This is a genomic window from Ensifer sp. GW101-20A05 (assembly GCF_059424735.1).
Map to the genome: position 1 here is coordinate 1,000,678 of NZ_JBWKZT010000001.1, position 17,592 is coordinate 1,018,269.

Consider the following 17,592-nt stretch of genomic DNA (forward strand, 5'->3'; position numbering starts at 1 on the left):
AGCTCCTTGCCCCCTGTCTACGCCTGAAGCGCGCAAGGTCAACATCCCTCCCGTTCCATCAGTTCCTGCTTGACGACCTCTCATGCCTTATCCATAGTGGTGAGATGTCAGACCAATTTGGCGCCGAGGGGAGGCTGAATGACTGAACAAGCCAGAGCCGCGCTTCTGCCATTGCCGCCCGCCGACCGGGCGCAGCAGGTCATTGCCGCGCTCGCCGACTACGTCGAGCATTCAGGCCTGAAACCCGGCGACCGTCTGCCAGCCGAGCGCGAATTGATGACGGCGCTTGCCGTCGGCCGTTCCACCATCCGTGAGGTCATCCGCCACTTCCAGGCGCTCGGTGTCGTCGAGGCGCGCAAGGGCAGTGGCACCTATCTCCTGCGCACGATCTCTGGCGCCACCGTCCATATGCCGCTCACCCTCGACACGGCGCATCTGCGCGACGTGCTTTTGATGACGCTCGAAGTGCGCCGCGGCATCGAGGTTGAGGCCAATATGGTCGCGGCCCGCCGGCGCACCGACGAAGACCTGAAGGTTATCGAAATCAAGCTCGACGAGATGGAGCGCGTGCACATCGCCAAGGGCACATCAGGGCCGGAAGACCTCGCCTTTCACCTCGCGATCTATGACGCCACGCATAATCCCTTGTTCCGGCAGTTGCTCGAACAGATGCGCGAGGCCTTCGAGCGCTTCTGGGACCATCCTTTCGACCGCACGGATTTCGCCCGCCGCTCCTTCCCGTTCCACCGTACCCTCTTCAACGCGATCGCAGCCCAGGATCCTGACACCGCGCGCGAAGAAACGCTGAAAATCCTCGCGATCGTCGAGGAAGACATCAAGGAAATGTCCAAATGACCAACGGCCTCGATCCGTTCGACCACGCCTCGCTGATCGTCGCGCACGACGAAGGCCACGCCTTCGATGCCGTCGTGCCGCCGATCGTGCAGACCTCGCTTTTCACCTTCAAGGACTACGACGACATGGTCGCGTCCTACCGGGGCGAGCGCGTGCGGCCGATCTATACCCGCGGTCTCAACCCGACCGTGCGCATGTTCGAGGAGATGCTGGCGAAGCTCGAAGGCGGCGAAGACGCGATCGGTTTTGCCAGCGGCATGTCGGCGATCTCCTCGACCGTGCTGTCCTTCGTCGAGCCGGGCGACCGCATCGTCGCCGTCAACCATGTCTATCCCGACGCCTTCCGGCTTTTCGGCACGCATCTGAAGCGCATGAAGATCGAGGTGACCTATGTCGACGGTCGCGACGAGGAAGCGGTTGCCAAGGCCCTGCCCGGCGCCAAGCTCTTCTACATGGAAAGCCCGACGAGCTGGGTGATGGACACCCACGACGTGGCCTCCCTCGCCCGCCTTGCCAAGGACCAGGGCATCATCACCGCGATCGACAACAGCTGGGCAAGCCCGATCTTCCAGCAGCCGATCTCGCTCGGCGTCGACCTCGTCATCCATTCCGCTTCGAAGTATCTCGGCGGACACAGCGATGTGGTTGCTGGCGTGGTTGCCGGCTCGAAGGAGCTGATCGGCCGCATCCGCTCGGAAGCCTACCCTTATCTCGGCGGCAAGCTCTCGCCCTTCGATGCCTGGCTCCTGATCCGTGGCCTGCGCACTTTGCCGATCCGAATGAAATCGCATGAGCGCTCGGCGCTTGAAGTCGCGCGGCGGCTGCAGGCCCATCCGCTGGTCGAGACCGTCTGCCACCCCGGCCTCGGCAACACCCTGCCGCCGGGTCTTTCGGGCACATCCGGCCTGTTCTCCTTCATCTTCCGCGAGGGCGTCGATCTCAGGCGCTTTGCGGATCATCTCGAACTCTTCAAGCTCGGCGTTTCCTGGGGCGGACATGAAAGCCTCATCGTGCCGGGCGAAGTCGTGCTGTCGCAGAAAGCCCAGCCCAATTCCGCGGCCGCCTTCGGCATCTCACCGCGGTCGGTACGGCTCCATGTCGGCCTGGAGGGAACGGAGGCCCTCTGGAGCGATCTCGAAGCGGCGCTCGCCGTCGCCTCGACTGGCTGACAGGAGCGGCTGCAGGCGCTTTTCCGCCCGCATCCCGCTCTCCCCACTTTGAACCAAACCAACGAAGAAAAGAGGGAACAAGAATGAAGAAACTGATCACTGCAACGCTTCTCGCCAGCCTGATGGCCGGAAGCGCGCTCGCCGACACCAAGCTGAAACTGGTCGAGGTCATCACCAGCCCGGAGCGTACCGAGACGCTGAAGTCGATCGTGGCCAAGTTCGAGGCAGCCAACCCCGGCACCACGGTCGAGATCATCTCGCTGCCCTGGGGCGAGGCCTTCCAGAAGTTCGCGACCATGGTTTCGGCCGGCGAACTGCCTGACGTGATGGAAATGCCCGACACCTGGCTGTCGCTCTATGCCAACAACGGCATGCTCGAAAGCCTGGAGCCCTACCTCGCCAAGTGGGAACACACGGGCGGCCTGACCGAACGCGCGCTCGAACTCGGCCGCGACGTCAACGACACCGCCTACATGCTGCCCTACGGCTTCTATCTGCGGGCGATGTTCTACAACAAGAAGCTGCTCTCGGAAGCCGGCGTCAGCGAACCGCCGAAGACCATGGACGATTTCGTCAAGGCATCGGAAGCCGTATCCAAGCTTCCGGGCAAATCCGGCTACTGCCTGCGCGGGGGACCGGGTGGTCTCAACGGCTGGGTGATGTTCGGCGCCACCATGGCCGGCAGCAACAAATTCTTCAATGAGGATGGCACCTCGACCATGAACAGCGAAGGCTGGGTCAAGGGCCTGACCTGGGTGATCGACCTCTACAAGAAGGGGCTGGCGCCGAAGGACAGCGTCAACTGGGGCTTCAATGAAATCGTCGCCGGTTTTTACAGCGGCACCTGCGCCTTCCTCGACCAGGATCCGGATGCGCTGATCGCCATTGCCGAGCGCATGAAGTCGGAAGATTTCGGCGTCACCACCATGCCGAAGGGTCCGAGCGGCAAGGCGTTTACCACCATCGGCTTTGCCGGCTGGTCGATGCTGTCGGCAAGTCAGAACAAGGATCTCTCCTGGAAGCTGATCGAGACGCTCGAGGGGCCGGAAGGCAACATCGAGTGGAACAAGCGCACGGGCGCGCTGCCGGTGCACAAGTCGGCCGAGAAGGATCCCTTCTATGCGAGCGCGCAGTTCAAGGGCTGGTTCGACGAGCTTGCCGACAAGGACGTCGTATTGACGGTGATGCCGACCTACCTCGAGGAATTCGCCTTCTTCAAGGATTCGCTCGCCATCAAGACGACTCAGGAAGCCCTGCTCGGCGACATCACGCCGGAAGAGCTCGCCAACCAGTGGGCCGACTACCTGACCAAGGCGCAGCAGAAGTTCCTCGCCAGCAAGAAGTAAGCCTTCGGCCGGCGGCGGTTCGCCGCCGCCGGCCCTCGTGACCTTGAGCGGAATGACGTGGGCGCGGTCTCCGCCTGCATCCCGCTCCGACTGAACGAAAACGAGGCACGTCGAAAAACCCGGCGGCCGCACAGGGGAAATTTCGATCGATGGACCATGTCGCCCGCCAAAGCGGCTTGCCGGCAAGCAGGACGCCGCTGAAGAAGCGCATCGCCGACGGCGCCGCGCCCTATCTCTATAGCGCGCCGGCGCTGATCCTGATCGTCACCGTCATGCTGGTGCCGCTGGTGCTTGGCGTTTCCTACGCCTTCCGCGACATCCAGCTCTTAAACCCGTTCTCCGGTGCCTATATCGGCCTTGATCATTTCCGCGCGCTTGCCGAGGACCAGGCCTTCTACCGGGCGCTGCGCAATACGCTGTGGTGGACCGGTGCTTCGGTCTTCTTTCAGTTCGTCTTTGGCCTGATCCTGGCATTGCTGCTCGACAAGCCCTTCTACGGCCGCGGCCTTGCCCAGGCCCTCGTCTTCCTGCCCTGGGCGGTGCCGAGTTTCCTTGCCGGCCTCAACTGGGCCTGGCTGTTCAATCCGGTCGTCGGTCCCCTGCCGCACTGGTTCTACGCGCTCGGCATCATGAGTGAGCCGAACAACATCCTCTCGGACCCGCAGCTTGCCATGTGGGGGCCGATCATCGCCAATGTCTGGTGGGGCATTCCTTTCTTCGCGATTACCCTGCTTGCAGCCCTGCAGGCGATCCCGCGCGACCTCTATGAGGCCGCGAGCATCGACGGCGCCGGCCCGGTGCAGCGATTTCTCTCGATCACGCTGCCGTTCCTGGCGCCGACCATCGCCATCACCATCCTCCTGCGCACCGTCTGGATCTCGAACTTCGCCGACCTGATCATCGTCATGACAAATGGCGGACCGGCCGACCGCACCCAGATCGTCGCCAGCTATATCTTCACCCAGGCCTTCAAGCGGCTGGATTTCGGTTACGCCTCGGCGATCGCGCTGGTGCTTCTGGCACTGCTGCTCGCCTATTCGATGCTGATCGTCATCCTGCGGCAATGGCTGTTGAGCAAGGATTGAGACCGATGCGCGCCAAACCGCTTTTCCTCATGATCGCGCACCGATCGGCAATCCTTGCCTACATCGCCTTCGCGCTCTTCCCGCTCTATTGGCTGCTGAAGGTTGCAGTCACGCCCAACGACCTGCTCTACTCGGAAGGCATTCGAATGTGGCCGTCGCGCGCCAGCCTCGAACATTTCGATTTCGTGCTGCGCCACAGCGCCTTTCCGGTGTTCTTCAAGAACAGCCTGATCGTCGCCGGCTCCACCGCCGTTATCGTCACCATCCTCGCCTCGCTCTCGGGCTATGCGCTGTCGCGCTTCAACTTCCGCGGCAAGTACTGGCTGGTGGCGCTGATGCTTTTGACGCAGATGTTCCCGCTCGTCATGCTGGTGGCGCCGATCTTCAAGATCCTGTCGCCGCTTGGCCTCACCAACAGCCTGACCGGGCTCGTCATCGTCTACACCGCCTTCAACGTGCCGTTTGCCACCTTCCTGATGCAGTCCTTCTTCGACGGCATTCCGAAGGACCTGGAAGAGGCGGCGATGATCGACGGCGCCACCCAATTCGTCGCCTTCCGCCAGATCATCCTGCCGCTGACGCTGCCCGGCATTGCCGCAACGCTTGGCTTCGTCTTCACCGCCGCCTGGAGCGAACTTCTGTTCTCGCTGATGCTGATCTCCGGCAACGACCAGGCGACCTTCCCCGTTGGATTGCTGTCCTTCGTGTCGAAGTTCTCCGTCGACTTCGGGCAGATGATGGCCGCCGGCGTGCTCGCGCTCATCCCCGCCTGCCTCTTCTTCCTGCTCATTCAACGTTATCTCGTCCAGGGCCTCACGGCCGGCGCGGTCAAAGGCTGAGGATTGCTCTCATGGCTTCCATCGATATCGCCAACATCCAGAAATCCTACGGCATCCACCCGGTCCTGCACGATGTCGATCTCAAGATCGGCGACGGCGAGTTCGTTGTGCTCGTCGGCCCGTCCGGCTGCGGCAAGTCTACGCTTCTGCGCATGATCGCCGGGCTTGAAAGCGTCACCTCGGGCGAGATCCGCATCGCGGGAAAACGCGTCAACGAGCTGGCGCCGAAAGACCGCGACATCGCCATGGTGTTCCAGTCCTATGCGCTTTATCCGCATATGTCGGTCGCCAAGAACATGAGCTATAGCCTCAGGCTCCGGAAGACGGCCAAGGAGAAGATCGCGAGCATCGTTTCAGGGGCCGCCGCCAAGCTCGGCCTCGATCCGCTGCTCGAACGCCGGCCGCGCGCACTCTCCGGCGGCCAGCGGCAGCGCGTCGCCATGGGCCGCGCCATCGTGCGCGAACCCAAGGCGTTTCTCTTCGACGAGCCGCTTTCGAACCTCGACGCCCGCCTGCGCGAGCAGATGCGGGCCGAGATCAAGAAGCTGCACAAGGACCTCGGCGCCACCTCGATCTACGTCACCCACGACCAGATCGAGGCGATGACGCTGGCTGACCGCATCGTCGCCATGAACGGCGGCTTCGTGCAGCAGGTCGGAAGCCCGCTCGACCTCTACGACCGCCCGGCCAACCTCTTCGTCGCCGGCTTCATCGGTTCGCCCGGCATGAACTTCTTCGAAGGCACCTACCTGAACGGCACCGCCCCGCGCTTCGAGACGGAAGGCGGCGTCACCATCCCGGCACAACCGCATCCGGCGCTCGCCGACGGCGCCCGCGCGACGCTCGGCATCCGGCCGGAACACGTGGAGATCGGCGTCGAAGGACCCGACGTGCTGAGCGCCAATGTCGACCTGGTCGAGCCGACCGGCTTCGGCATCATCCTGCATCTCTCCTTCGGCCACGCCGGCTTCAAGGCCTTTACCAACGACCGCCGGTTCCTCACCGCTTCGGGTTCGCTTGCCGTGCGCCTGCCGGTCGACAGGCTGCATTTCTTCGACGCCGCCGGCAATCGGGTCTAATCGCGCGCACCGTCCCTGATGAAAATTTAGGCGCAACCGGCGACCTGCCGGCTGCGCCGGTTGACTTCCACAAGGCGAGGCGTACGGTCGTCCTGTCGCAAGTATCAACCGCCGTGGCGCCAACTTAAGAGAAGCAAGCACCGCCAAAACGACAGATTGACGATAGCCTTCCTTGCCTGCGCCCGGCGATTTTGAGGAAGTGTCATGCGAATTCTTGTTGTTGCCCTTGCCTTTTCGACAACGATGCTCTGTCCGTTCGCAACCCTCGCGCAAGAGGGCGATGCCGCAGCCGGAGCCACCGTCTTCAAGAAATGCGCTGTCTGTCATGTTGCCGACAGCGATACCAACAAGGTTGGACCATCACTCAACCATCTGTTCGGGCGAACGGCCGGCACCCACGCCGACTTCAGCTACTCGCCGGCGATGATCGATGCCGGCAAGGGTGGGCTCGTCTGGGACGAGGCGCATCTGCGCGACTATCTGCACAATCCAAAGACCAAGGTGAAAGGCACGAAAATGGCCTTTGCCGGGCTGAAGGACGACACGGATATCTCCAACCTCATTGCCTACCTCAAGCAGTATTCGCAGTAGGCTGAAAAGACTAAAGGCAAGCGCCGTCCGCACGGAGACGCCGAATTGCGACTATTCAACGTTCGTGCAATAATTGCAGCTGCAGCGCCGCGCGTCTTATCAGACGCGCAAAGATTGCTGTAGAACTTTGAATTCCTGCATGTTTTTGTCCTTTAATCGGAGACGATCAAAGGAAACATGCAGCAGGCTCTACGGATTGCGTATTCATGCCCACAGCCGCCAGCGGCGAGGAGGGACAGAAATGGCCGTGGTAGTTATTCTGGTTTTGTTGGCCGTTGGGTCGGTGTTGTTCCATCTGTTGAGCCCGTGGTGGTGGACGCCGATCGCGTCCAACTGGAATTACATAGACAATACGCTCATCATCACCTTCTGGATTACTGGCGTCGTCTTCGTCGCCGTGGTGCTTTTCATGGCCTATTGCGTCCTGCGTTTTCGGCATCGCCCGGGAAACCGGGCGGCCTATGAACCGGAAAACAGGAAGCTCGAAGGGTGGCTTGCCGGCGGCACGACGCTCGGCGTCGCCGCCATGCTGACCCCCGGCCTTTTCGTCTGGCACCAGTTCGTCACCGTTCCTGACGGTGCGGCGGAAGTCGAGGTCGTCGGCCAGCAATGGTTGTGGAGCTTCCGGCTCCCAGGCGCGGACGGCAAGCTCGGCACCTCCGAGACCCGCGACATCACCCCGGAGAATTCACTCGGCCTCAATCGCAATGACGCAGCGGCGCTTGACGATTACGTCATCGAAGGCGGTGAGCTGCATCTCGAAATCGGCAAGCCGGTCAAGATGCTCCTGCGCTCGGTCGATGTACTGCATGATTTCTACGTGCCGGAGTTCCGCGCCAAGATGGACATGGTGCCGGGCATGGTCACCTATTTCTGGCTGACGCCAACGCGCACAGGCACCTTCGAGGTTCTTTGCGCCGAACTCTGCGGCGTCGGCCACCCACAGATGCGCGGCACCGTCGTCGTCGACAGTGCCGCCGACTACCAGGCCTGGCTTTCGCAGCAGCAGACCTTCTCACAGCTGCAGGCAAAGGCAGGGACCAAGGAAACGGCGCAGGCAGGAAGTGCCGCCCCGGCGCAGTAGCAGGCGCCCGACGGCCAAAGCGGGATGAGGAAAAGTGCTTGCGGTTTTCCGCTCGCATCCCGCTCGTGAGCGAAAGCAATTCCACGGTTCATCGTTCGGAATTGCGTGGTTCAAAGCGTTGGATCGAAATGATCCGGTGTTGGGAGGTTCTCGCAGATGGTCGACATCCGGCATAGCACGGGCGAACCGATAGGCCCCGCGGAAGTGGAGGACGTCGAGCTCTATCATCCCCATAGCTGGTGGACGCGCTATGTCTTCAGCCAGGATGCGAAGATCATCGCCGTGCAATATGCCTCGACCGCGATCGCCATCGGCATGGTCGCCCTGGTGCTCTCCTGGCTGATGCGGCTGCAGCTCGGCTTTCCCGGCGCCTTTGCCTTCATCGACGCCGAGCGCTATTATCAGTTCATCACCATGCACGGCATGATCATGGTGATTTACCTGCTGACCGCCCTCTTCCTCGGTGGCTTCGGCAACTACCTGATCCCGCTGATGCTCGGCGCACGCGATATGGTGTTCCCCTATGCCAATATGCTGAGCTACTGGCTTTACCTGCTCGCGGTGCTCGTGCTCGTCGCCAGCTTCTTCGCCCCCGGGGGCCCGACCGGCGCCGGCTGGACGCTCTACCCGCCCCAGGCGGTTCTCTCGGGCACGCCCGGCGGCAAGGACTGGGGCATCATATTGATGCTCTCGTCGCTCATCCTCTTCATCATCGGCTTCACCATGGGCGGCCTCAACTATGTCGTCACCGTGCTTCAGGGCCGCACCCGCGGCATGACGCTGATGCGCATGCCGCTCACCGTCTGGGGCATCTTCACGGCAACCGTCATGGCGCTGCTTGCCTTCCCCGCCCTCTTCGTCGCCTGCGTCATGATGCTGTTCGACCGGGTGCTCGGCACCAGCTTCTTCATGCCGGCGATCGTCGAGATGGGCGAGCAGCTGCAGCACGGCGGCGGCAGCCCGATCCTGTTCCAGCACCTCTTCTGGTTCTTCGGCCACCCTGAGGTCTATATCGTCGCGCTGCCGGCCTTCGGCATCGTGTCGGATCTCATCAGCACCCATGCCCGCAAGAACATCTTCGGCTACCGCATGATGGTCTGGGCGATCGTCATCATCGGCGCGCTGTCGTTCATCGTCTGGGCGCACCACATGTATGTCAGCGGCATGAACCCCTATTTCGGTTTCTTCTTCGCGACGACCACGCTGATCATCGCCGTGCCGACGGCGATCAAGGTCTACAACTGGGTGCTGACGCTCTGGCGCGGCGACATCCACCTGACGCTGCCGATGCTGTTTGCACTCGCCTTCATCGTCACCTTCGTCAATGGCGGGCTGACCGGCCTCTTCCTCGGCAACGTCGTCGTCGACGTGCCGCTCTCCGATACGATGTTCGTCGTCGCGCATTTCCATATGGTCATGGGCGTGGCCCCGATCCTCGTCATCTTCGGCGCGATCTATCACTGGTATCCGAAGATCACCGGCCGCATGCTCAACGAGGTGATGGGCCAGATCCACTTCTGGGTCACCTTCGTCGGTGCCTATCTGATCTTCTTCCCGATGCACTATCTCGGACTGATCGGGATGCCGCGCCGATACTACGAGATAGGCGAAACCGCCTTCGTCCCGGCCTCTGCCCATACGCTCAACGAGTTCATCACCATCATGGCGCTGGTCGTCGGCGCCGCTCAGCTCCTCTTCCTCTTCAATCTCATCTGGAGCATTCGCCATGGTCGTGAGGCCGGCGGCAATCCCTGGCGGGCAACAACGCTCGAATGGCAGACACCGGAGACGCCGCCACGCCACGGCAACTGGAAGGAACTGCCGGTCGTCTACCGCTGGCCCTATGACTACAGCGTGCCGGGAGCGGCCGAGGATTTCATTCCGCAGAACCAGCCGGGCTCCGCAGGTCATGCTCCGGAGGGTGCCTCATGAACGTCACCTTGATCCTACTGGCCGTGATTCTCACAATCGCCGGCTGGTGGCTCAGCCGGCAGCGGCTCTTCTCAAAACCCTGGCTGGAGATCGGTCACGCGTTTGACCCGCGTCCAGATGGTCGTCCTTCGATCCCACCCGCAAAAATCGGCCTCGGCGTCTTCCTCGCCGTCGTCGCCGCGCTCTTCTCGCTTTTCATCAGCGCCTATTTCATGCGCATGGCATCCACCGACTGGTGGTCGACGCCAATGCCGAAAGTCCTCTGGCTGAACACCGCCATCCTCGGGCTCGGCAGCCTGCTTCTGCATGCGGCGCGCGTCACCGCGGAGCGCCATCATGACGAGGCAAGCCGCACGGCCCTGATCGCCGCGCTTGCCGCGGGGCTCGCCTTCCTCGCGGGCCAGGTCTTCGCCTGGCGCGAACTAACCGATGCCGGCTTTCTCATCGCCGATAACCCGGCCAACAGCTTCTTCTACATGATATCAGGCATGCATGGCCTGCACATCCTCGGCGGCCTTTTCGCGCTCACCCGAGTGATCGTGAGAACGCGCGCCGGCCCGATGGACGAGAGGGCCGTGCTGTCGATCACGCTCTGCGCCACCTATTGGCATTTCATGCTGGCCGTTTGGCTGGTGCTTTTCGCGCTCTTTTCCGGCTGGGCCAACGACTTCGTCGAGCTCTGCCGGCAACTCTTGACCTAAGGAGCCAAGGCATGTCTGTCGAGACACATTCGCCTGTCCGAGAGCCGCTCCACCGCCCGGCGGGGCTTGCCGGTTTCGCCGCCGACTGGGCTTCGGATCAAAGGACGTTCAAGAACGTCTCCTGGGGCAAGGCGATGATGTGGATCTTCCTCCTCAGCGACACCTTCATCTTCGGTTGTTTCCTCATCGCCTACATGTCGGCGCGCATGTCGACGGCCGTTCCGTGGCCCAATCCGAGCGAGGTCTTCGCGCTGCACATCGGCGGTTCCGACGTGCCGCTGATCCTGATCGCCATCATGACCTTCGTGCTGATCACCTCGAGCGGCACAATGGCCATGGCCGTCAATTTCGGCTACCGCCAGGATCGAAGGAAAACCGCTTTGCTCATGGTGGTGACGGCGCTCTTCGGCGCCACCTTCGTTGGCATGCAGGCCTTCGAGTGGACCAAGCTGATCACCGAAGGCGTACGCCCCTGGGGCAACCCTTGGGGCGCTGCCCAATTCGGCTCGACCTTCTTCATGATTACCGGCTTCCACGGCACACACGTCACGATTGGCGTCATCTTCCTGCTGATCATCGCCCGCAAGGTCTGGCGCGGCGACTTCGACACCGGCAGGCGCGGCTTCTTCACGAGCCGCAAGGGGCAATACGAGATCGTCGAGATCACCGGCCTCTATTGGCACTTCGTCGACCTCGTCTGGGTCTTCATCTTCGCATTCTTCTATCTGTGGTGAGGCATGGCCATGACCGAAACGACGGCACACACCGACACGATACCGCAGGCAGGGTCGCGGGCACCGGCGCATGAACAACACCAGCAGCATCCGATCGGCCTCTACCTGGTCGTCTGGGTGCTGCTGTTCGTGCTCAGCACCTTCTCCTATCTCGTCGACTATGTCGGGCTGCAGGGCTATCTCAGATGGTCGCTGATCCTGCTCTTCATGGTGCTGAAGGCCGGCCTGATCGTCGCGATCTTCATGCACATGGCCTGGGAACGACTGGCACTGATCTACGCGATCCTGCTGCCGCCGCTGCTGGTGCTGGTCTTCGTGGCGCTGATGGTCTCGGAATCGCACTACGTGCTCTTCACCCGCCTCGCCTTCTTCGGCGCCGCACCCTGATCGCCAGGTCGCAGAGCATGCCGGGACACCCCAGGTAAATCACCTGCGTCGGAGGGGGCGGCGTCGCCGCAAAACCGACATTCGTGCCCCATGCGATGACGCATTCGAATGCGCCCGCGTCTTCTGTATGCTAAGAGAAATCGCTTCGATGTTCCTCGGCGCTTTTTCTCACGAAATCAGTGGCATGACCGTCCCGATAGCTCTCGTTCCACGATCCACAGATTGCTCGGCTCTGGTCGTGCAGTTTGATGATTATGTCGTAGACAGGCTCTAGTCGGGGCGTCTCAAGCCGTAAAATCCGGCATCCAATCCAACTAGGGTCGCAAGCAATGGCAGAGTTTCCGCAAAAGGCGAAGGTCGTAATCATCGGGCTGGGTGGCATCGTGGGTGCCTCGATCGCGCACCACCTGATCGAGCGCGGCTGGGACGATATCGTCGGCATCGACAAGTCAGGTGTGCCGACCGACATCGGCTCGACGGCGCATGCCTCGGACTTCTGCTACACCACCAGCCACGATTATCTTTCGGTCTGGACGACGCAGTATTCGATCGATTTCTTCGAGAAGATGGGCCACTACGCCCGCATCGGCGGCCTGGAAGTCGCCCGCACCGGCGATGATGTCTGGATGGAGGAGATCAAGCGCAAGCTTTCTTCCGCCAAGGCCTTCGGCACCCGCGCGCACTATGTCTCGCCGGCCGAAATCAAGAAGATGTTCCCTCTGATCGAAGAGGACCAGGTGATGGGCGGCATGTTCGACCCGGATGCCGGCCTCGTCATCCCGCGCTCGCAGACGGTTGCTGGCAAGCTGGTCGATGCGGCCGAAAAGTCCGGCAAGCTGCAGGTCTACGGCAACACGCCGGCAAAGTCGCTTATCGTCGAGAACGGCCGCATCAAGGGCGTCGTCACCCACCGCGGCACGATCATGGCCGACCACGTCATCGTCTGCGCCGGCATCTGGGGCCGCTTGATCGCCGAAATGGTCGGCGAGGATCTGCCGGTCATGCCGGTCGACCATCCGCTCACCTTCTTCGGCCCGTATAACGAGTTCGAAGGCACCGGCAAGGAAATCGGTTTCCCGCTGCTGCGCGACCAGGGCAACTCCGCCTATATGCGCGACACCGGCGACCCGAAGACCACCGAAGGCGGCCAGATCGAGTGGGGTTATTACGAGACCACCAATCCGCGCCTCTGCCATCCCCGGCATATTCTCGAAAAGCACGAAGCGCGCCTGTCGCCGTCACAGCGCGACCTCGAGATGGAGCAGATCATCGAGCCGCTCGAGCGCGCCATGGAGCTGACGCCGATCCTCGGCGAGCTTGGCTATAACGAGAGCCACTCGTTCAACGGCTTGCTTCAGGTATCGGCCGCCGGCGGCCCCTCCTGCGGCGAGAGCCAGAAGGTGCGCGGCCTCTGGTACTGCGTCGCCATCTGGGTGAAGGACGGCCCCGGCTACGGCAAGCTGATCGCCGACTGGATGACCGACGGCCGCACCGAGATCGACCATGCCTCGATCGACTATTCCCGCTTCTACCCGCACCAGCTCGAGGAGACGTTCATCGAGGGCCGCTGCTTCGAGGCGGCGCAGAAGATCTATTACCCCGCCGTGCACACGCGCGAACCCTATGCCAGCGGCCGCAACGTCAAGCGCTCGCCCTTCTACGAGCGCGAGAAGGAGCTCGGCGGCTACTTCATGGAACTCGGCGGCTGGGAGCGCGCGCACGGCTACGCCGCCAACGAACATCTTCTCGAAAAATACGGCGACCGCGTTCCGGTGCGCGAGAACGAGTGGGACAGCCGCCATTTCTGGCGCGTGTCCAACGCCGAACATCTGGCGATGAGCGAGGATTGCGGCATCGTCAATCTCTCGCACTTCCACATGGTCGACATCGAAGGTCCTGACCATGTCGAACTGCTCGAGTGGCTTTGCGCCGCCAAGATCGGTGGCGACGGCAACATCGGCAAGGGCATCTACACCCACTTCCTCGATGACGAGGGCATGGTGCGGGCCGACTTCACCGTCTTCCGCATGGCCGACCGCTGCCGTCTCGTGAACGGCGCCGATGCCGGACCGCGCGACTTCCAGTACATGCGCCGCGTCGCGGAAGACCGCGGCCTTGACGTCACCATCACCGACGTTTCGGAAAAATTCATCACCATCGGCATCTGGGGGCCCAATGCCCGCCAAACGCTGAAGAAGGTGGTTGCCGATCCGGCGGGCCTCGATCTCGAGAACTTCGCCTTCGCCGCCATCAAGCCGATCGAAATCGCCGGCAAAAAGGTCACCGCCTTCCGCATCTCCTATGTCGGCGAGCAGGGCTGGGAACTGCATATGAAGTACGAGGACGGCCTTGCCGTCTGGGACGCGCTACGCGCCACCGGCGTCATGGCCTTCGGCGTCGAAACCTATGCCAACTCGCGCCGCATGGAAAAGAGCCTGCGCCTGCAGAACGCCGATCTTCTCACCCAGTACAACCTGATCGAGGCCGACCTTGCCCGTCCGAAGGTCAAGGACGTCGACTTCCGCGGCAAGGCCAAGCACCTCGAATACAAGGCGCGCGAACACCAGCCCGCCATGCTCTGCACGCTCGTTCTGACGGAGAATACCGACAAGAATGGCGTGAAGCGCTACCCGGTCGGCACCCTGCCGGTGATGGATCCGGAAACCGGCAAGGTGCTGGTCGACGAACTCGGCCGCCGCTCCTACACCACCTCGATCGCCTTCGGGCCGACGATCGGCAAGAACATCGCGCTTGCCTATCTGCCCTGGTCCCATTGCCAGGTCGGCCGCAAGTTGAACGTCGAATACTTCGCCGAGACCTATCCGGTCGAAGTCGTCGGCATCGGCTACAAGCCGCTCTACGACCCCGAGAACCTGAAGCCGCGCACCTGATCGATCGGCACCAGACACCAAAAACGAAAAGGCCCGCTCACATCCGAGCGGGCCTTTTTACTGTCCGGCGCACCAAAATCGCCGTCAGGGCAGCACGTGCCCGGCCGCAGTAAAGAGGCGGTACCAGTCTTCGCGCGACAGCGTGGTATCCGCGCCGGGCGCGATGTCTGCCAGCCGTTCCGGGCTCGTCGTTCCAAGGACCACCTGGATGTTGGCCGGATGCCGGGCGATCCAGGCGTAGGCGATGGCCGACGGCGACACCGCATATTTGCCGGAGAGTTCGTCGAGCACCCGGTTGAGTTCGGGAAAATTGGTTTCGTCGCCGACGAAGACACCGCCGAAAAAGCCCTGCTGGAACGGTGACCAGGCCTGCAGCGTCATGCGGTTGATCCGCGAATAGACGACCACCTCGCCGTCGCGGTCGATCGACTGCTCGAGACCCGCCATGTTCGCGGCAATCCCAAACGCGACCGAGGGGGCGTGGGCAATGCTGAGCTGGATCTGATTGGCGACGAGCGGCTGGCGCACGGCCGTCTTCAGGAGATCGATCTGCCGCGGCGTATGGTTCGACACGCCGAAATGCCTGACCTTGCCGCCCGCCTGCAGTTTGTCGAAGGCATCGGCCACTTCCTCCGGCTCCACCAGGGCATCCGGGCGATGCAGCAGCAAAAGATCGAGATAGTCGGTCTTCAGTGCCGCAAGCGAGCGGTCGACGGACTGGAGGATATGGTCGCGGGAGAAATCGAAGTAGCCGCGCCGGATACCGCACTTGCTCTGGATAACGATCTGTTCACGCTCGGCAGGCTTCAGCCGCAACGCATCGCCGAACCGACGCTCGCAGGCATGCAGTTCGCCGCCATAAATGTCGGCGTGATCGAAGACGTTGATGCCGACGTCCCGCGCCTTGCCATAAAGCCGGGCAATGGCGTCATCACTGAGATCGGCGATCCGCATCAGGCCGAGAACGGCGGATGAAACGGAAAGATCGGTTGTTCCCAGGTTGAATTTTCTCATCGGATTACGCTCGCACCGTCAACATTGTTTCGAAGGAGGATTTCCGCCCGCAGGCGCAACTGGCTGCGGAAGCGAATCTTTGATCCTCAATCTCTACCAGCCCGAGGGCGCTTGGCAAACGTCCTGTCACTGTCGTCGATCGTGCGAAGCGGGTAGCGAAGACAAGCAATGCGCCGGGTCGCCCGCCAGCGCTTTGCTGTCCTATTGTCGTGGGAGCCGACACGGTCGTCCGCTCCCACGGCCTGCGGTCCAATCAAGCAGCCGACCGATAACGCTCAGCCGGCTCGGATTGTGCGAAATTCGGCAGCATCGCCTGGCGCGCGGCGTCGAACGTATGCCACTGGCCGGCGTCCGGCAGCGGCGGGATCGTCACCAACTCGCGGCGATCAAAGCCGACCAGTGCCGCATCGACGAGATCGCCGACCTCCATCACGCCCGCAAGCGTTTCGACATCAACGCCCGCATGATCCCAGATCTCGGTGCGCGTCGCAGCCGGCAGCACCGCCTGCACATAGACGCCCTTGGGCGCCAGCTCGACGTTCAGCCCCTGGGAAAGGAACAGCACGAAGGCCTTCGTCGCGCCATAGACTGTGGCGCCCATCTCCGGCGCAAGGCCGACGACGGAAGCGATGTTGACGATCGCCCCCTCACCCCTCTCGGCAAAACGCGGCGCTACGGCATGGGCCAGCCTGGTGACGGCAGTAATATTGAGCGAGATGAGCTTCGAAATGTCCTCGCCCTTTTGCTGAAGGAAGCCGCGCGGGATCGATGTGCCGGCATTGTTGACCAGAACACCAATACGCTGATCCTCGCGCAGGCGCTGCTCGACCTTGGCCAAATCCTGCTCGTCCGTCAGGTCGGCGGGCACAACGTCGACATTCACGCCGGTTTCGCTCCGCAGCCGCTCGGCAAGCTCTGCCATGCGCACCGCATTGCGTGCGACCAGAATGAGATCGTGACCGCGGCGCGCAAATCGCTCCGAATAGACGGCGCCGATACCGGTGGAAGCACCGGTTACGAGGACTGCAGGCTTCTTGCTCATCGGGTGTGCTCCTTTGATTTATTCATGATCGTCATCATGTATTTGGATATATGACGGCCATCATGTATAATGTCAATCGAAATTTAGGAGACGGTGATGCGCGTGAGCCGACAGCAGGTCGAAGACAACAAGCGAACCATTCTGGAGGCGGCTGGTCGGCTGTTCCGGGAGCGTGGTTTCGAGTCCGTCACAGTGACGGATGTGATGAAGTCGGCCGGGCTCACCCACGGCGGCTTCTACGGCTACTTCAAGTCCAAGGATGATCTGATTGCCCAGACCCTGGCCGGACTCCGGGGAGAAGCCGAGCCAAAGTCGACGGACTTGGCCGCCGTCGCACAGCGCTATCTTTCAGCGGAGCATCGAGACGATTTCGCACATGGCTGCCCGCTTGCTGCCCTGGCGTCGGAAGTGAGCCGGCAACCCCAGGGAGCACGCACGGAAATGACAGCGTTTCTCAAACGTCAGTTCGAGCGCCTGGGTAAAATAGCGCCGGGCTTGGACGAAGAGCAGCGGCGCCGTGCCGCGATCGGCAATTCGGCGAGCATGATCGGCGCGCTGATCCTGGCCAGGATGACCGACGATCCGGCCCTGTCGAACGAGATCCTCGAGGCGACGCGCGGCTGGCTTTCGGCGGAGGATGGCGAAGGGGCCAAGACCGCCGACGTCGCCTGATATTCGCTGTGCTTCGTGCCCTCGCCCGTTCTCTCCGGGTAGCGCTAGAACGCCAAAAGCCCGGCGGATTTCTCCGCGCGGGCTTTTTGGATGTTTGGTTGCGGGGGCAGGATTTGAACCTGCGGCCTTCAGGTTATGAGCCTGACGAGCTACCGGGCTGCTCCACCCCGC

At 62.2% G+C, this 17,592-nt stretch carries 16 protein-coding genes; 14 read left to right on the plus strand and 2 right to left on the minus strand.

What is annotated here, in order from left to right; translation table 11 throughout:
* The first annotated feature begins 138 nt into the window (after window positions 1-138).
* The 13 genes from AC070A_RS05040 (at window position 139) to AC070A_RS05100 (ending at window position 14,693) form a co-directional block, all read left to right on the plus strand.
* On the plus strand, window positions 139-855 hold the full coding sequence (locus tag AC070A_RS05040; RefSeq protein ID WP_113737706.1) for a FadR/GntR family transcriptional regulator: 717 nt from the start codon (window positions 139-141) through the stop codon (window positions 853-855).
* Complete coding sequence (locus AC070A_RS05045; protein ID WP_113737705.1) at window positions 852-2,024, plus strand: PLP-dependent transferase; 1,173 nt, start codon at window positions 852-854, stop codon at window positions 2,022-2,024. Before AC070A_RS05040 ends, AC070A_RS05045 begins: the two co-directional genes overlap by 4 nt.
* An 83-nt stretch (window positions 2,025-2,107) precedes the next feature.
* A complete protein-coding gene (locus AC070A_RS05050) occupies window positions 2,108-3,370 on the plus strand; it encodes an ABC transporter substrate-binding protein (RefSeq protein WP_057248983.1) in 1,263 nt (420 codons plus the stop codon).
* 149 nt (window positions 3,371-3,519) lie between these two features.
* Complete coding sequence (locus AC070A_RS05055) at window positions 3,520-4,455, plus strand: carbohydrate ABC transporter permease (protein ID WP_058326489.1); 936 nt, start codon at window positions 3,520-3,522, stop codon at window positions 4,453-4,455.
* A 5-nt stretch (window positions 4,456-4,460) separates the two neighbouring features.
* On the plus strand, window positions 4,461-5,294 hold the full coding sequence (locus tag AC070A_RS05060; RefSeq protein WP_058320728.1) for a carbohydrate ABC transporter permease: 834 nt from the start codon (window positions 4,461-4,463) through the stop codon (window positions 5,292-5,294).
* 11 nt (window positions 5,295-5,305) lie between these two features.
* Entirely contained in the window at window positions 5,306-6,373 is a 1,068-nt protein-coding gene (locus AC070A_RS05065) for an ABC transporter ATP-binding protein (protein WP_113737704.1), read from the plus strand.
* A gap of 204 nt (window positions 6,374-6,577) precedes the next feature.
* The gene (locus AC070A_RS05070; protein ID WP_058320726.1) at window positions 6,578-6,964 is read left to right on the plus strand and encodes a c-type cytochrome; all 387 of its coding nucleotides are present in this window, start codon (window positions 6,578-6,580) and stop codon (window positions 6,962-6,964) included.
* Between the two features lie 241 nt (window positions 6,965-7,205).
* Window positions 7,206-8,048 carry a cytochrome c oxidase subunit II gene (locus AC070A_RS05075; protein WP_113737703.1) on the plus strand — a complete coding sequence of 281 codons (843 nt, stop codon included), beginning with the start codon at window positions 7,206-7,208 and terminating at the stop codon, window positions 8,046-8,048.
* A gap of 156 nt (window positions 8,049-8,204) precedes the next feature.
* A complete protein-coding gene (ctaD, locus tag AC070A_RS05080) occupies window positions 8,205-9,980 on the plus strand; it encodes a cytochrome c oxidase subunit I (RefSeq protein ID WP_113737702.1) in 1,776 nt (591 codons plus the stop codon).
* The gene (locus AC070A_RS05085) at window positions 9,977-10,681 is read left to right on the plus strand and encodes a cytochrome c oxidase subunit 3 (RefSeq protein WP_110879254.1); all 705 of its coding nucleotides are present in this window, start codon (window positions 9,977-9,979) and stop codon (window positions 10,679-10,681) included. The genes ctaD and AC070A_RS05085 overlap by 4 nt, the downstream gene beginning before the upstream one ends.
* A gap of 11 nt (window positions 10,682-10,692) precedes the next feature.
* Window positions 10,693-11,415: a heme-copper oxidase subunit III family protein gene (locus tag AC070A_RS05090; RefSeq protein WP_057248975.1), complete on the plus strand. Its 723-nt coding sequence runs from the start codon at window positions 10,693-10,695 to the stop codon at window positions 11,413-11,415.
* A gap of 9 nt (window positions 11,416-11,424) precedes the next feature.
* The gene (locus tag AC070A_RS05095; RefSeq protein ID WP_057248974.1) at window positions 11,425-11,802 is read left to right on the plus strand and encodes a cytochrome C oxidase subunit IV family protein; all 378 of its coding nucleotides are present in this window, start codon (window positions 11,425-11,427) and stop codon (window positions 11,800-11,802) included.
* A 329-nt stretch (window positions 11,803-12,131) separates the two neighbouring features.
* Window positions 12,132-14,693: a GcvT family protein gene (locus AC070A_RS05100; RefSeq protein WP_058320723.1), complete on the plus strand. Its 2,562-nt coding sequence runs from the start codon at window positions 12,132-12,134 to the stop codon at window positions 14,691-14,693.
* 84 nt (window positions 14,694-14,777) lie between these two features.
* On the opposite strand, the gene AC070A_RS05105 is transcribed toward AC070A_RS05100, so the two are convergent.
* Window positions 14,778-15,707, minus strand: a complete 930-nt coding sequence (locus AC070A_RS05105; RefSeq protein ID WP_057248972.1) for an aldo/keto reductase — start codon at window positions 15,705-15,707, stop codon at window positions 14,778-14,780.
* A 253-nt stretch (window positions 15,708-15,960) separates the two neighbouring features.
* On the minus strand, window positions 15,961-16,749 hold the full coding sequence (locus AC070A_RS05110) for an SDR family NAD(P)-dependent oxidoreductase (protein WP_113737701.1): 789 nt from the start codon (window positions 16,747-16,749) through the stop codon (window positions 15,961-15,963).
* A gap of 96 nt (window positions 16,750-16,845) precedes the next feature.
* Between AC070A_RS05110 and AC070A_RS05115 the strand changes: the two genes are divergently transcribed.
* Entirely contained in the window at window positions 16,846-17,421 is a 576-nt protein-coding gene (locus AC070A_RS05115; RefSeq protein ID WP_218373522.1) for a TetR/AcrR family transcriptional regulator, read from the plus strand.
* The last annotated feature ends 171 nt before the right edge of the window (window positions 17,422-17,592 follow it).

Coding starts and splice junctions, on each gene's coding strand:
- AC070A_RS05040 (WP_113737706.1), top strand. CDS start 139: ATGACTGAACAAGCCAGAGCCGCGCTTCTGCCATTGCCGCCCGCCGAC.
- AC070A_RS05045 (WP_113737705.1), top strand. CDS start 852: ATGACCAACGGCCTCGATCCGTTCGACCACGCCTCGCTGATCGTCGCG.
- AC070A_RS05050 (WP_057248983.1), top strand. CDS start 2,108: ATGAAGAAACTGATCACTGCAACGCTTCTCGCCAGCCTGATGGCCGGA.
- AC070A_RS05055 (WP_058326489.1), top strand. CDS start 3,520: ATGGACCATGTCGCCCGCCAAAGCGGCTTGCCGGCAAGCAGGACGCCG.
- AC070A_RS05060 (WP_058320728.1), top strand. CDS start 4,461: ATGCGCGCCAAACCGCTTTTCCTCATGATCGCGCACCGATCGGCAATC.
- AC070A_RS05065 (WP_113737704.1), top strand. CDS start 5,306: ATGGCTTCCATCGATATCGCCAACATCCAGAAATCCTACGGCATCCAC.
- AC070A_RS05070 (WP_058320726.1), top strand. CDS start 6,578: ATGCGAATTCTTGTTGTTGCCCTTGCCTTTTCGACAACGATGCTCTGT.
- AC070A_RS05075 (WP_113737703.1), top strand. CDS start 7,206: ATGGCCGTGGTAGTTATTCTGGTTTTGTTGGCCGTTGGGTCGGTGTTG.
- ctaD (WP_113737702.1), top strand. CDS start 8,205: ATGGTCGACATCCGGCATAGCACGGGCGAACCGATAGGCCCCGCGGAA.
- AC070A_RS05085 (WP_110879254.1), top strand. CDS start 9,977: ATGAACGTCACCTTGATCCTACTGGCCGTGATTCTCACAATCGCCGGC.
- AC070A_RS05090 (WP_057248975.1), top strand. CDS start 10,693: ATGTCTGTCGAGACACATTCGCCTGTCCGAGAGCCGCTCCACCGCCCG.
- AC070A_RS05095 (WP_057248974.1), top strand. CDS start 11,425: ATGACCGAAACGACGGCACACACCGACACGATACCGCAGGCAGGGTCG.
- AC070A_RS05100 (WP_058320723.1), top strand. CDS start 12,132: ATGGCAGAGTTTCCGCAAAAGGCGAAGGTCGTAATCATCGGGCTGGGT.
- AC070A_RS05105 (WP_057248972.1), bottom strand. CDS start 15,707: ATGAGAAAATTCAACCTGGGAACAACCGATCTTTCCGTTTCATCCGCC.
- AC070A_RS05110 (WP_113737701.1), bottom strand. CDS start 16,749: ATGAGCAAGAAGCCTGCAGTCCTCGTAACCGGTGCTTCCACCGGTATC.
- AC070A_RS05115 (WP_218373522.1), top strand. CDS start 16,846: ATGCGCGTGAGCCGACAGCAGGTCGAAGACAACAAGCGAACCATTCTG.